At 58.9% G+C, this 13,759-nt stretch carries 14 protein-coding genes; 10 read left to right on the top strand and 4 right to left on the bottom strand.

Going from position 1 to position 13,759, the window contains the following annotated elements; genetic code table 11:
• Nucleotides 1-76: 76 nt before the first annotated feature.
• Together cysQ and nudE are read right to left on the bottom strand one after the other, a co-directional pair.
• Nucleotides 77-892: a 3'(2'),5'-bisphosphate nucleotidase CysQ gene (gene cysQ, locus ABNH18_RS14815; protein ID WP_349383579.1), complete on the bottom strand. Its 816-nt coding sequence runs from the start codon at nucleotides 890-892 to the stop codon at nucleotides 77-79.
• Nucleotides 893-1,089: 197 nt separating this feature from the next.
• On the bottom strand, nucleotides 1,090-1,635 hold the full coding sequence (gene nudE / locus ABNH18_RS14820; protein WP_349383580.1) for an ADP compounds hydrolase NudE: 546 nt from the start codon (nucleotides 1,633-1,635) through the stop codon (nucleotides 1,090-1,092).
• Between the two features lie 56 nt (nucleotides 1,636-1,691).
• Between nudE and yrfG the strand changes: the two genes are divergently transcribed.
• From yrfG to ABNH18_RS14860, 8 genes are all read left to right on the top strand, one after another.
• Nucleotides 1,692-2,345 carry a GMP/IMP nucleotidase gene (gene yrfG / locus ABNH18_RS14825; RefSeq protein WP_349383581.1) on the top strand — a complete coding sequence of 218 codons (654 nt, stop codon included), beginning with the start codon at nucleotides 1,692-1,694 and terminating at the stop codon, nucleotides 2,343-2,345.
• 21 nt (nucleotides 2,346-2,366) lie between these two features.
• Nucleotides 2,367-2,753, top strand: a complete 387-nt coding sequence (locus ABNH18_RS14830) for an RNA-binding S4 domain-containing protein (RefSeq protein ID WP_349383582.1) — start codon at nucleotides 2,367-2,369, stop codon at nucleotides 2,751-2,753.
• Between the two features lie 68 nt (nucleotides 2,754-2,821).
• Nucleotides 2,822-3,676 (top strand): Hsp33 family molecular chaperone HslO, encoded by an 855-nt coding sequence (hslO, locus tag ABNH18_RS14835; RefSeq protein ID WP_349383583.1) that lies wholly within the window; start codon nucleotides 2,822-2,824, stop codon nucleotides 3,674-3,676.
• Between the two features lie 278 nt (nucleotides 3,677-3,954).
• The gene (locus tag ABNH18_RS14840) at nucleotides 3,955-5,499 is read left to right on the top strand and encodes a phosphoenolpyruvate carboxykinase (RefSeq protein WP_349383584.1); all 1,545 of its coding nucleotides are present in this window, start codon (nucleotides 3,955-3,957) and stop codon (nucleotides 5,497-5,499) included.
• Between the two features lie 217 nt (nucleotides 5,500-5,716).
• Nucleotides 5,717-7,009 (top strand): NAD(P)/FAD-dependent oxidoreductase, encoded by a 1,293-nt coding sequence (locus tag ABNH18_RS14845; RefSeq protein ID WP_349383585.1) that lies wholly within the window; start codon nucleotides 5,717-5,719, stop codon nucleotides 7,007-7,009.
• Between the two features lie 192 nt (nucleotides 7,010-7,201).
• Nucleotides 7,202-7,597 carry a 3D domain-containing protein gene (locus ABNH18_RS14850; protein ID WP_349383586.1) on the top strand — a complete coding sequence of 132 codons (396 nt, stop codon included), beginning with the start codon at nucleotides 7,202-7,204 and terminating at the stop codon, nucleotides 7,595-7,597.
• Between the two features lie 63 nt (nucleotides 7,598-7,660).
• Nucleotides 7,661-8,578 carry a YihY/virulence factor BrkB family protein gene (locus tag ABNH18_RS14855; RefSeq protein WP_502876790.1) on the top strand — a complete coding sequence of 306 codons (918 nt, stop codon included), beginning with the start codon at nucleotides 7,661-7,663 and terminating at the stop codon, nucleotides 8,576-8,578.
• A 135-nt stretch (nucleotides 8,579-8,713) separates the two neighbouring features.
• A complete protein-coding gene (locus ABNH18_RS14860; RefSeq protein ID WP_349383587.1) occupies nucleotides 8,714-9,910 on the top strand; it encodes a lytic murein transglycosylase in 1,197 nt (398 codons plus the stop codon).
• Nucleotides 9,911-10,059: 149 nt separating this feature from the next.
• Here the strand turns inward: ABNH18_RS14860 and pdxR are convergent, their stop codons facing one another.
• Nucleotides 10,060-11,451: a MocR-like pyridoxine biosynthesis transcription factor PdxR gene (pdxR, locus tag ABNH18_RS14865; RefSeq protein ID WP_349383588.1), complete on the bottom strand. Its 1,392-nt coding sequence runs from the start codon at nucleotides 11,449-11,451 to the stop codon at nucleotides 10,060-10,062.
• Between the two features lie 208 nt (nucleotides 11,452-11,659).
• On the opposite strand from pdxR, the gene ABNH18_RS14870 reads away from it, so the two are divergent.
• Nucleotides 11,660-12,361: a DJ-1/PfpI family protein gene (locus tag ABNH18_RS14870; RefSeq protein ID WP_349383589.1), complete on the top strand. Its 702-nt coding sequence runs from the start codon at nucleotides 11,660-11,662 to the stop codon at nucleotides 12,359-12,361.
• Between the two features lie 162 nt (nucleotides 12,362-12,523).
• Nucleotides 12,524-12,961 (top strand): carboxymuconolactone decarboxylase family protein, encoded by a 438-nt coding sequence (locus ABNH18_RS14875; protein ID WP_349383590.1) that lies wholly within the window; start codon nucleotides 12,524-12,526, stop codon nucleotides 12,959-12,961.
• A gap of 15 nt (nucleotides 12,962-12,976) precedes the next feature.
• Here ABNH18_RS14875 and ABNH18_RS14880 read toward each other — a convergent pair whose 3' ends face one another.
• Complete coding sequence (locus ABNH18_RS14880; protein ID WP_349383591.1) at nucleotides 12,977-13,759, bottom strand: LysR substrate-binding domain-containing protein; 783 nt, start codon at nucleotides 13,757-13,759, stop codon at nucleotides 12,977-12,979.

Genomic DNA, 13,759 nt, shown 5'->3' on the forward strand with positions numbered 1-13,759 from the left:
AATGGGGTTATCGCACCGCCTGCCTGCAGGGCACAGAGAGCAGCACTGCTACGGGGCTTCGATAATAGCGCCGCTCTTAACCGGCAATCGCCGGTGCAATAAAGCGCCACTCTTCAATGCTCTGCCCCAGCACCAGGAAGAACGGGTTAAGAATGTCTTCCTTGTTGTACTGTAACGGTTCGAACGCCGTGTTCACCACCACCCCGCCGGCGGCAGTGACCACCGCATGGGCCGCGGCAGTATCCCATTCGCTGGTGGGCGCCAGGCGAGGATAAATATCGGCACTGCCTTCGGCCACCAGGCACAGTTTCAGCGATGAGCCCATGGAGGCGCGCTCCACCTCACCCACCTCTTCACGGATAAAGGCTTCCAGCTTTTCCACTGCCTCGCCGCCATGACTACGGCTGGCGACCATCACCACCGGAGTAGTGCGGGCGCGACACTGGATTGGTTTGCGCTCACCGCCTTCTTCTTTATAGGCACCCACACCACGGCCACCCAGGTAGGTCACCGCCGTTACCGGCACATGCACCACACCGAGCACCGGGGTATCACCTTCCACCAGAGCGATATTGACGGTGAACTCACCATTGCGCTTGATGAACTCCTTGGTGCCGTCCAACGGGTCCACCAGCCAAAAACGGGGCCAGTCCTTGCGGTCCGCATAGGCGATGCCGCCGGACTCTTCGGAAAAGACCGGAATCTCCGGCGTCAACGCCTGCAAGCGCGCTTCAATAATTTTGTGCGCCGCCAGGTCAGCCTCCGTAATGGGTGATTTGTCGTCCTTGGTTTCCACGCCCAGGTCATCACGCTCATAGACAGCCAGGATGGCGTCCCCCGCGTCACGGGCAATCTCAGCGAGCGGGTCCAGCAGGGCATTAAAATCGGTCATCGGTTATTCCATTTCACTTGGTTAAATTCCGGGATAAGTTGAAAGTTTAAAGTTAAAAGCGCGGAGGAAGGTTTGTGCCATGCGATATATGCCCTGCCCCGCGCTTCATATTGTTGGTGTAGCAGCGCGAAACACCAAAATCGCCATCAATGATGAGCCCATTTCGCGCTTTTCAACTTTACACTTTGAACTTTCAACTACCTCTCTTCCAGCAACCGCTTTGTCATCAACAGCGCCGCGATCACCCGGGCTTCGGTCACATCATCGCGCTCGATAAGGCGATCTAGATCAGATAGCTTCCAGGTCACCACTTCCAGCTCCTCCGGCTCATCCCCGGGCAGGGATTCTTCATAAAGGCCTTCGGCAAGCACCACCTTGATGCGGTGCCCCATGTAACCGGGTGACAAGGTCATTTCTTTCAACAAGGTCAACCGCCGCGCACCATAACCGGCTTCTTCCTTTAACTCCCGGTTGGCAGAATCGCGCCAATCTTCACCGTGTTCGCAGGCCCCCTTGGGCAAAGTCAGCTCGTAGCTTTCGGTGCCGGCGCCGTATTCACGAATCATCACCACAGTGTCGTCGTCCAGCAGCGGCACCATCATCACCGCCGCAATCGGCGGCGTGCGCAGGCGCTCATAAGTGCGCTCCACACCATTGGTAAAGCGCAGGTGAAGCTCTTCAATCCCGAACAACCGGCTCTTTGCGATCAGCCGGGTGTCGAGAATCTCCGGTTTCTCATCCATAATTACCTCTGAGCCCGCTATTGCAGGCAAGACTAACCCGAACACGCAGGAAATTCATGATTGACTGGCATTCCGTCGACACCGTGCTGCTGGATATGGACGGCACGCTGCTAGACCTGCAATTCGACAACTGGTTCTGGCAACAGCATGTGCCCGAGTGCTACGCCCGGCAGCTGGGCTTGGAGCAGGCCGAGGCCAACCGCATTATCCACGACTGGATCACCAGCCATCAGGGCACCCTGAACTGGTACTGCCTGGATTTCTGGACCGCCGAACTGGGCCTGGAAATCGCCGGCTTGAAAAGAGCCGCCGGCGACCGCATCTCCGTGCGACCCGGGGCCGAGGCTTTCTTGCAGCAACTGAAAGCGTCGGACAAGCAGGTCATCATGGTAACCAATGCCCACCGCGATGCCCTGCACTTAAAGATAGAACGCACCGGCATCGACCAGTATTTCGACGAACTGGTGTCCAGCCACGATTACGGCCATCCCAAGGAGGCCCAGGCGTTCTGGCAGCACCTGCAACGGCACCTGCCGTTTGATCGGGCTCGCGCTCTGCTGGTGGACGACTCCCTGCCGGTATTGCATAGCGCCCGGCAGTACGGCATTGGCCAGCCGGTGAGTATTCTGCACCCGGATTCCAGCCTGCCAAAACGATCGGATACGGCCCCGTTCCCGGCCATTGATGACTTCTTGGCCGTACTGCCCTGACGGCAAGCCCTGGAGAAGGCGATGGAAAGCGTACGCATAGATTCCTGGCTGTGGGCCGCACGGTTCTTCAAGACCCGGACCTTGGCCAAAACCGCCATCGAAGGCGGCAAAGTGCACGTGGATGGCAGCAAGGCCAAACCCAGCCGAACCATTCAGCCGGGCCAAACGATAACCATCACCAAGGGCACCGAGCACTTTGAAGTGGAAGTGCTCGGCCTGAGCAACAAGCGCGGGCCGGCGCCGGCGGCCCAGGCCCTGTACGAAGAAACCGCCGCCAGCGTGGCCAAGCGGGAGCAGACCAGCGAGCAACGCAAACTGGCCCGGGCCGCCACCGCCGCACCGGACCATCGCCCCAGCAAAAAGGAGCGCCGCGACATTCAGCGCTTCAAAAGAGACAACGATATATAGCCCGAGCGTGACGCCCAAACCGACATCCTCTGCCCTCCGGCCGAGCCCCGACTTTCAGGACCATCAGCATGCACGATCATAAACAACGCTTTCTGTTTCCCGACTCCGACATTCGCGGGGAACTGGTGCAACTGGAAAGCAGCGTTGCCCGCATTACCGAAGCGCACAATTACCCACTGCCGGTGCAGGGCCTGATTGGCGAAGCCGTAGCAGCCGTGGCATTAATGGCCAGCACCCTGAAGTTCAAAGGGCGACTGGCACTGCAGGCCCAGGGCAAAGGCCCGGTGTCTTTGCTGCTCGCCGAATGCACCCATGATGGCGACCTGCGCGCCCTGGCCCGCCACAGCGATGGCCAGGACTGGAGCCACGGGGACATCCAAACCCTGATCGGCGAGGGCACCATGGTGATTACCATCACCCCGGAGCAAGGCCGACAATATCAAGGCATCGTGCCGCTCAGTGGCGACACCCTGGCCGAATGCCTGCAAGGCTATTTCCAGCAATCCGAACAGCTGCCCACTCGCCTGTGGCTGGCCAGCGGCAACAACCGCGCGGCCGGGCTCTTACTGCAGCGCCTCCCCAATCAACTGGCCACCACCGACGGCAACAACCAGATGTGGGAACATCTGGACGCACTGGCCAGCACCCTGCAAATGGAAGAACTGCTGAACCTGGACGACCAAACCATCCTGCACCGGCTGTTCCACGACACCCCGCCTCAGCTCCCCGAGGCCCAGCCCTTGCAGTTTGGCTGCACTTGCTCCCGAGACCGTAACCGCAATGCACTGGTGTCGCTGGGGAATCAGGAGCTGCAGCAATTGCTGGACGAGGACGGGGAAGTGACCCTGACCTGCGACTTCTGTCTGAATCAGGAACACTTTGATGCCGTGGACCTGGCAGAGATGATCCGCGAAAACCGCTAAGCCTCGCCCTGAAAGAAAGAATGGCTCCCGGGGCGCCTGCCGACCTCGGGGTGGCCCTGACGCCGTGACTGTCCGGTCCGAAGGGGAATCGCCACTGATTCTCTTTTCTGGCATAATCGCGCGCCTGTGCTGATCAGTGGCGCCACTACTGGTCCCTTATTGGTCTTGTCCGATCCCTGATTCGGGCACGAGACCGGCACTGTGTATCCGCAATGCGAACTTGAAGGTTGCACGGCCATACCCGCTGTAACCGCACGGCCACAAGCCCAGGAATAACCATGACCGATCCGATTGTTTATAACGACCTCAGCCCGGCCCAGCTGGTAGAGCTGGCTGTTCAGCGTAACGAAGGCCGCCTGGCCGATAACGGCGCCCTGGTAGTGGAAACCGGTCATCGCACCGGCCGCTCACCGATGGACCGTTACATCGTTGACGAGCCGAGCACCAGCGAGCACATCCACTGGGGCGCCATTAACCGTCCCATCGACAGTGATAAATTCGACGCCCTGTGGGACCGCGTAACCGCGGCCGTTGCTGAAAGCGACGCCTTTATTTCCCACCTGCACGTCGGTGCCGACGCTGACCATTACCTGGCCGTTAAAGTGACCGCGCAAACCGCGTGGCACAACCTGTTCGCCAACACCATGTTCATCCGCCCGGAAAAATACAATTCGCGCAACAAGGAAGAGTGGCAGATCCTGCATGCCCCTCACTTCCAGTGCGACCCGGAGCGCGACGGCACCAATTCCGACGGCTGCGTGATCCTCAATTTTGCCCAGCGCAAAATTCTTATCGCCGGCATGCGTTACGCCGGTGAAATGAAGAAAGCCATGTTCTCCGTGCAGAATTTCCTGCTGCCGGAAAAAGACGTGCTGCCCATGCACTGCTCCGCCAACGTAGGCGAAGACGGCGATGTGGCCCTGTTCTTCGGCCTGTCCGGCACCGGCAAAACCACCCTGTCCGCCGACCCGCACCGCTACCTGATCGGTGACGACGAGCACGGCTGGGGCAAAGACGTAGTCTTCAACATCGAAGGCGGCTGTTACGCCAAGTGCATCGACCTGAGCAAAAAGAACGAACCGGTAATCTGGGACGCCATCAAGTTCGGCGCGGTACTGGAAAACGTCATCATCAATGACGAAACCCGCACCGCCGACTACGCCGATGTGTCTCTCACCCAGAACACCCGTGCCGCCTACCCGCTGGAAAACATCGACAAGAAAGTCGACGAAAACCGTGCCGGTGAGCCTAAGCACATCATCTTCCTGACCTGCGACCTGACCGGCGTCCTGCCGCCCGTGTCCAAGCTGTCCAATGAAGCTGCGGCCTACCACTTCCTGAGTGGTTACACCGCACTGGTGGGCTCCACCGAAATGGGCTCCGGTGGCGGCATCAAGAGCACCTTCTCCACCTGCTTCGGCGCGCCTTTCTTCCCCCGTCGTGCCGGCGAATACGCCGAGTTGCTGATCAAGCGGATGAAAGAGTTCGGCTCCCAGGTGTACCTGGTGAACACCGGCTGGACCGGTGGTCCCTTCGGTGAAGGCGAGCGTTTCAGCATCCCCACTACCCGTGGCGTGGTCAACGCGATCCTGTCCGGCGAACTGGACAACGCGGAAACCGAGCACCTGGACATCATCAACCTGGACGTGCCCAAAGCCGTTACCGGTGTCGACAGCGACCTGCTGCAGCCCAAGAAAACCTGGGCCAACCCGGAGAACTACGAAGCACGCGCCCGCGACTTGGCAGAACAGTTCCAGAAGAACTTCGCTGACAAGTACGCGGATGTGTCCGACGACATTCGCGCAGCTGGCCCCAAGGCATAACCAACGCAGCACGCTTCACGCTGCAGGCAACACGCAGAAGGCGCCTTATGGGCGCCTTCGCTGTTTATAGACGCGATAGCAACGCCCGCGCTCTTACACATTCGCCGAAAAAGCAGACAGAAGTACCGCTCTGCCCCCGACAAGTCGTAATACCATGCGACAATTGGACATGACATGTCCAAAGGCTAGACTTGCCGTCTTAGATAAAGGACTTCCCATGAGCAAACCCAGAATTGTTGTTGTCGGCGGTGGGGCCGGTGGTCTTCCACTGGTGACCAAACTCGGCGCCAAGCTAGGCAAGTACGGCAATGCCGATATCACCCTGGTGGACTCGTCCAGCATCCACGTCTGGAAACCGCGCTTTCACGAAGTGGCCACCGGCGCCATTGATGCTGACCTGGATGCGGTGGATTACCGCGCCCACGCCCAACTCAACCATTACCGGTTTGAACCGGGCACCATGACCCAGGTAGACACCACCGCAAAGACCCTGACGCTGGCGCCCCTGCACGATGCCCACGGCAGTGAAGTGCTCCCGGAACGCCAGCTGAGCTACGACTACCTGGTACTGGCCACCGGCAGCCAGAGCAACGACTTCGGCACCCCCGGCGTGCGCGACAACTGCCTATTCATGGACAGCCGCGCCCAGGCGGAACGTTTTCGCGAACGCTTCCTTAACGCTTGCCTGCACGCCAACTACGAAAACAAACCGGTCTCCGTGGCCATCGTCGGCGGCGGCGCCACCGGGGTTGAGCTAGCGGCGGAATTGCACCATGCCGTGAGCATGCTCAATTTCTATGGCCATGAGCATCTGGATCGCAAACACTTGCAGGTGGATATCATTGAAGCCGCACCGCGCATCCTGCCGGTACTCAGTGAGCGGGTCTCCGCCACCGCCACCAAGCGCCTGGAAGGCTTGGGCGTGAAAGTGCGCACCGGCGTTATGGTGGCCGAAGCCACGCCCGACGCGTTGGTACCCAAAGATGGCGATCCCATCAAGGCCGACCTGCTGGTCTGGGCCGCCGGGGTGAAATGCCCGGAATGGCTGAGTCAGATCGACGGACTGACCACCAACCGTATCAACCAGGTAGAAGTGGAGCCGACCCTGCAGGCCAAGGGCCAAAAGAATGTCTTCATCATCGGTGATGCGGCCTTCCTGATCCCGGAAGGCGCGGAACGTCCGATCCCGCCGCGGGCCCAGTCCGCCCAGCAAATGGCGCAGCACACTGCCCGCAGCCTGCAACGGCTGCTGATGAATCGCGAGCCGAAACCCTTCGAATACAAGGACCACGGCTCACTGGTATCACTATCCAACTACAGCTCGGTGGGCATGCTGATGGGCAACTTGAAAGGCGGCAACTTCTTTGTCGAAGGCTGGCTAGCCCGGATGATGTACATCAGCCTGTATCGCATGCACCAGGCCGCGCTCTACGGCTGGCCACGCACCATCATGCTGCTCATCGCCGGTCGTTTTAACAAGCTGGTACGCCCGCGACTCAAGTTGCACTAACACGAGCGCCTCAACCCCTCTTCAGGGCGCCCGCCGCCGGCGCCCTGTCCACTCCCTTCAAGCCGCTACGCAGATGGGAGAATGCATGACGAGAAGGCCCTTCTAGCCTCAATTCACCATCCCCCCCCCTTTGATGGCATTTTCACACGCGCCCTGCGAAGGTGTTTGAGACGACACTGAAATGGGGAAAGCATGCACCAAACACTCTCTTCCATCACACTGCTAGGCAGCCTGTCACTGATGTTAATCGGTTGCGATAACACCACCGAAGTCACCCGTGAAGTCAGCGCCTCTGCGTACACCATTGCCGAATCCGAAACAAAAAAAGGGAACGTAGGACTCGCCGCCTGGGGCGATCAACTCGAACCCGGCATGAAAGCCATTGCCGTCTCCCGGGACCTGATCAAAGCAGGCCTCACCCACGAAACGGAAGTTCGCATTGAAGGCCTGCCCGGCACTTATCTCGTACTCGATAAAATGAATAAACGCTGGACCGATCATATCGATATTCTGATGGAAGACCCGCAGGCAGCTCGAAGCTGGGGCAGGCAAGGGGTCACTATTTCCTGGGAGGTTCCCGCTGAATAAACCCTCAACATTCGCCAGCCACGACACCAGCCGTTACACTGCCGAAAGGACACTGACGCCGGGATGACAATGAAAGCGACCGCACTCTACTGGTTTGGCATTCTAAAAAACACGGTGCGGCTATGGCTGGACGGCAACGCTGCAAGCTACGCCGGCTCTCTCGCTTTTTTCACCTTGTTCTCTCTAGCCCCCGTCATCATTCTGGCCGTAAAAGTGATATCCCTGGTGATGACCAGCGAGGCGGCCATGGCAGAAATATTAGGCCAACTGGAGTCCACCGTGGGGCCTGAGGCCGTCAACGAAATCCGCAATGCCATCGCCAACACTCAAGCACCCAGCAAGGGCCTCCTTGCCGGCATGCTTAGCTTGCTAGTGATGATCATTGGCGCGACCACTGTCTTTGCCCAGATGCAACGCTCCATGAATGCCATCTGGGAAGTAATGCCCCGACCCTCTCGCAACACCATCGCCGCACTAATAAAGAGCCGTCTGCTTTCACTGACAGTGGTGCTTGCTCTGGGCTTCGTACTACTGGTATCGCTGCTTTTGAACGTGGTAGTACAGGCGATTATTGTTTATGCGGAAAGCTGGCTGCCGATTAACGGCGCCGTGGTGGTGGTGATTGAAATGGGAGTCTCGCTGGTGGTAATCGGACTGCTGTTCGGCACCATGTTCCGGGTGCTCCCCGATGTGGTACTCAATTGGAAAGCGGTAATGCCCGCCGCACTGGTCACCGCTATTCTGTTCTCCGTGGGCCGCGCCCTGATCGGTTTGTACCTTGCCCACACGGCCACCGCCTCCACTTATGGTGCGGCCGGCTCTTTGGTAGTGCTGCTGATGTGGGTGTACTACTCTTCCATGATTCTGCTGTTCGGCGCAGCTTTCACCCGCGCCCATTGCGAAGCTCGAGGCATGATAATCGTCGCGCGTAGCAGCGCCATTCGGGTAAAGCGCCAGCAGATCGATCTGCCCGCCCAATAACCCACTACGGATAACCCTGATAATAAAAGCGGCGTTTTGCTCTTTTTTGCGATTTTTTTGCGACACGTCTGCAACAACAACGTTATGCTTTATGACGCATTATCCTGACTGATTCCCTATGACGGTGGAGACCTCATGCCCTCGATTCGCGCCACCCTGTTTGCCAGTGTCATTCTGCTTGCCAGCCACACCAGTTATGCTCTGGATAATGCCGAGTTCGAACAGTGCATGGCGCAATTACGCGCGCAGGCCGCTGAGGCCGACATCCCGGCCCAGGTAATCAGCCGCAGCCTGAATACCGTTAAACTGAACGAGCGAGTCATCGAACTGGATCGCAGCCAGCCGGAATTCACCAGCAGCTTTTCTGATTACTACACCCGCCGGGTCAGCGAAACCCGCATCGAAACCGGCCGTAAAAAATACCGCGAACAGCAACCTCTGCTGCAGGCACTCACCCGCGAGTACGGCATCCCTGGTCATTACCTGGTCGCCTTCTGGGGACTGGAAACCAACTACGGCGGTTTCCTGGGCAGCATCCCGGTGCTGGATGCACTCAGCACCCTGGCCTGCGAAGGACGTCGTGGAGAATATTTTTCCGGCGAGCTGATGAACGCCCTGCGCATCATTCAGTCCGGCGATGTGGAGGCCAGCCAGATGGAAGGCTCCTGGGCCGGCGCCATGGGCCAGACCCAGTTCATGCCCGCCATCTTTCTCAAGTACGCGATCGATCACGATGGTGACGGCCGCCGCAATCTGTGGAAAAGCGAGGACGACGCTCTCGCCTCCGCAGCCAATTTCCTGCAAGGGCTGGGCTGGCAACGGGAACAGCGCTGGGGAAGGGAAGTCACGCTGCCTGACAATTTCGATTTCCAGCTCACCGGTTTCACCCATCAGCGCAGCCTCAGCGACTGGGCCAAGCTGGGTGTGCGCATGCCCAATGGTCAGCCCCTGCCCCAGGCAGACATGGAAGCGGCACTGGTGGTCCCGTCCGGCCATAACGGCCCGGCCTTTCTCGCCTACCAGAATTTCCGCGTGATCATGGGCTGGAACCGGTCAGAATCCTACGCCATTGCGGTGGGTCGGCTGGCGGACCGCATTGCCGGCGGCGGAGCGCTTCACCAGGCGCCCGTTCCTGCCCCCAAACTGAATCGCGAGCAGGTCACCCGGCTTCAGCAGACACTGAATGAACAGGGTCATGATGCGGGCGCGGAAGACGGCCTGCTCGGCCCCGGCACCCGCCAGGCCCTGGCCCGTTACCAGCAGGCCAACGGCATGGTGGCGGACGGTTTCCCGGATCAGGAAGTGCTCACCCACATCGGCGTTCTACCTTAACCGGTCAGCTCTGCCACAGAAGCGGCACAGCGAAGACGTCGCCGGCGGCGAAACAACCGCAGCCGCGAGAAGCGAGTTTCGAAAGGCAAAACCTGAAAGAGCGAAAATGTCAGGTTTTCATAACGCGAAACTCGTACCTCGAAACAATTTTATCGGGCCAGTGCCCGGGCCAGGGCACTGACCCCATCCTCGATGGTGTCGTCCGGCAAGGCACCGAACCCCAGCAGCACGCCCGGCATCGCCGGTTCTGCCATATATAAACTCTCCAGCGACATGGCGGTAACGCCCTCTCTGATCAAGGCGTCAGCCAAGTCCCTCACCGGCGGCGTGCGCACTGCAATATGCAACCCGGCCATCTGTGGCAGAACCGTCAGCGCCGATTGCCCCCGCAATGCAGCAAGCAGTTTTTCACGGCGTGATGCGTAGCGGCGCTGCATCCGCTTCAAGTGACGGGCAAAGTCACCCTGCTCAATCAGATAGCCCAACGCACGCTGGGTCAGGTCGTTACTGCTCGAGTCGGTCAGCGACTTGGCCTGCAACAACGCAGCCTGCAAACCGCCCGGCATCACTATGTACCCCATACGAAAACTGGCATGGAGCACTTTTGAAAAGCTGCCCAGATACGCCACCTGCTGATGATGATCCAACCGTTTGAGCGCCTCCAGTGGTCGCCCTTCAAAACGAAACTCGCCGTCGTAGTCATCTTCCACTATCAACATCTCGGTAGCACGGGCCCGCTCCAGTAATGCCAAACGCCGGGAAAGGCTCATCGGCATGCCCAACGGAAACTGATGGGATGGGGTCAAATAGACCAGGCGTGCCTGATCTGGAATGCGATCAACACACAGCCCCTCCTCATCCACCGGCACAGGTATCACTTTTGCCCCAACGGCCTCGAACACTGCCCGGGCAGGAGGATAGCCCGGCTCTTCCATCGCCACGCAATCCCCCGGGGCCAGGCGCACCCGCGCCAACAGATCCAGTCCCTGCTGCGCGCCTTGCGTAATCAGCAATTGATCCACGCTGCATGGCAGCCCACGGCTGTAGCGCAGATAATCGACCAGCCCCAGGCGCAGACGCAGATCCCCCTGCACCTCGCCATAAAGCAAAGTCTCCGCCTGCTGATCCCGTACCGCCCGGTTCAGACAGCGCCGCCACGCCTGCCACGGAAGCTGTTCCCGCTCGGTCACCCCACCCGCAAAATTGAAACGCCGAGGGCGCGCGTTCCCCCACACCGGATGCATCACCCAGTGGGGTCCAGGGCTCACGCCTGCCGGCAATCTCGCCACCGCTTCACTGGCAGGCAAACAGGCAACAAAGGTACCGCTACCCGGCCGCGCGCAAAGAAAGCCTTCTGCGATCAGCCGTTCATACGCCACCACCACCAGTTGCCGCGACAACGCCAGTTCACGGGACAACACCCGGCTTGGCGGCATCCGCTCCCCCACCTGCAAGCGGCCATCCTGCATAGCCTGGCGCAGCTCACGGTAAAGCTGAGTCTGCAACGACCCTTCGCCATTCAGCACCAGATGCAGCTGCAAATTGGTCTCCTTAATAATAGAAAACTGGTCCTTTTTACCAAACCATATGGCGGTAGATTAGCATCAGGATGAACACGACTCATCGACTTTGCGCTACGGCCTCGCCCGTTTAGCCATCGTGCCATCGTGCCATCATGCCATCATGCCATCATGCCATCATCAATATTGACGAATACGAATGAACTGTTTCCATCAAAAGGCAAACCCAATGAATAGCAAAAAGCGAATAGTGAGAATCACGATACTGATTGTCGTGGCGCTGTATTCATTACCCTCCATTGCCGCAGACCAGCGAATTGGGATTCTGGTTTATGACAAGGTGCTAACGAGTGATGTCACGGCACCAGCGGAAGTGTTTGGTGTCGCGACGAGAAAGTCGTGGTTTTCAAACTATGAGGTACTTTTGATTGGCGTAGAGAAAGACGCAACCGTTGTCACTACCGAGGAAGGGATACGCTTGACGGTCGACAACACCATTTACGACAGCCCCAAACTGGATGCACTAATCGTAACCAGCTCCTATGTCATGGATTCGCTGTTTAAAAACGCTGATCTAACAACATTTCTTACGGAACAGGCAAAAACCGCGTCATGGCTGGCCAGCAATTGCTCCGGGGCTTTTTTGTACGCCCACGCAGGCTTGCTTGATGGCTACACCGCTACCACTTGGGCAGGTGGCGAGCCCCAGTTACAGCGAGAGTTCCCCAGGATCAATGTGATCGAAGATCGCAATGTTGTCGTTGACCGCAACAGGGTATCCAGCAATGGAGGCGTCCCATCCTACCAGGGCGCGCTAGTCTTGCTGGCTCAAATGAGCAGCAAGAGAAAGGCCAAGGAAGTCTTTGAAACCATCCAGTTGAACCGCCTGATCCCGTGGACCGACATAACCCAATATTTACCTGAAGAGTGACCCTGTCTTGTGACGGGGCCTTGTCATCGAATTGCAGCGTGCCCGCCTCCCAGCACATGGCTGCCCGAAACACGTCTCCCGCCGCCACGCCTTTACGACGGCACAGAGCACATGACGCCGACCGTTCCCGAGTCGGAACATTGACAAAAGGACTGCATCATCATGAAAGCCCGATTCAATTACTACACCGCCTCACCGGACACCATGAAAGCCATGTTCAACACCCAGGCGGTCATCGACGCCACCGGGCTCGACAAGCGACTGATTGCCCTGGTGGAACTGCGGGCTTCGCAGATCAACGGCTGTGCCTTTTGCATGCACATGCACGCCGCCCAGGCACGTAAACTGGGGGAGGACAACGCACGCATTGATACTGTCGCTGGCTGGCGGGACACCGACTGGTTCAGCGAACAGGAGCAGGCTGCGCTGGGCTGGACCGAATACCTGACCCGCCTCAGCCAGGGCGGCGATGGCGACGCCGCCTATGAGGCCCTGGCGGAACACTTCAGTGAGAAAGAACGCAGCGACCTGAGCTACGTCATCGGCGTGATCAATATGTGGAACCGTTTCAGCGTCGGCTTCCAGACGCACCCGGAGTAAACGGCAGCGCCGGGCTCACTGCGCCATGCCCAACACCTTGTCTTCCAGCACCGGGATGATCCAGTCGATAAAAACCTCCAGACGCCGGGTCATATGTTCGCGGTGGGGATACAGCAGAGTAATGGGCATAGGTGGCGGCACAGTATCCGGCAGCACGCTGACCAGGCGCCCTGAATCCAGATGGTGGCGCACATCGTAGTGCGGCACCTGAATCATCCCCAGTCCAGCCAGTGCACAGGCAATCATGCCCTCCGCCGTATTCACCGTGACACGGGCGGGGAGTGCCAGGCTATCCAACTGCTCTCCCTTGCGGCATTCCCAGCTCTCCACCCTGCCTGTCATTGACGACGCAAACGCCACTATGGGTTGGGATGACAGATCCTTTATCGTTGCCGGTCGGCCATAACGGGCCAGGTAGGCCGGGCTGGCGCAATTGCACAATGACAAACTCCCCAGCGGGCGGGCAATCAGGTTGCTGTCCGTCAGCTCCCCCACCCGAATCACACAATCCACACCCTCGCTTACCAGATCCACTGCGCGGTCGGTGGCCCCCATCTGGATATCAATATCCGGGTAACGATCCAGGAAATCCGGCAACGCCGGGGCCAGAATACGCCGCCCCAGACGCCCAGGCACATTGACCCGCAACTTGCCTTGAGGGCGACGATCGTTGGCCACAAATGCCCCCTGCAACTGTTCATAATCCTGCAACAGTGACAGGCCCTTCTGGTACAGGAAACGGCCCTCCTCAGTGACCTTGATTGCCCGAGTGGTGCGGTTCAACAGCCGCGCACCCAT

The sequence above is a fragment of the Alcanivorax sp. genome (genome assembly GCF_040118815.1).
GTDB lineage: Bacteria > Pseudomonadota > Gammaproteobacteria > Pseudomonadales > Alcanivoracaceae > Alcanivorax.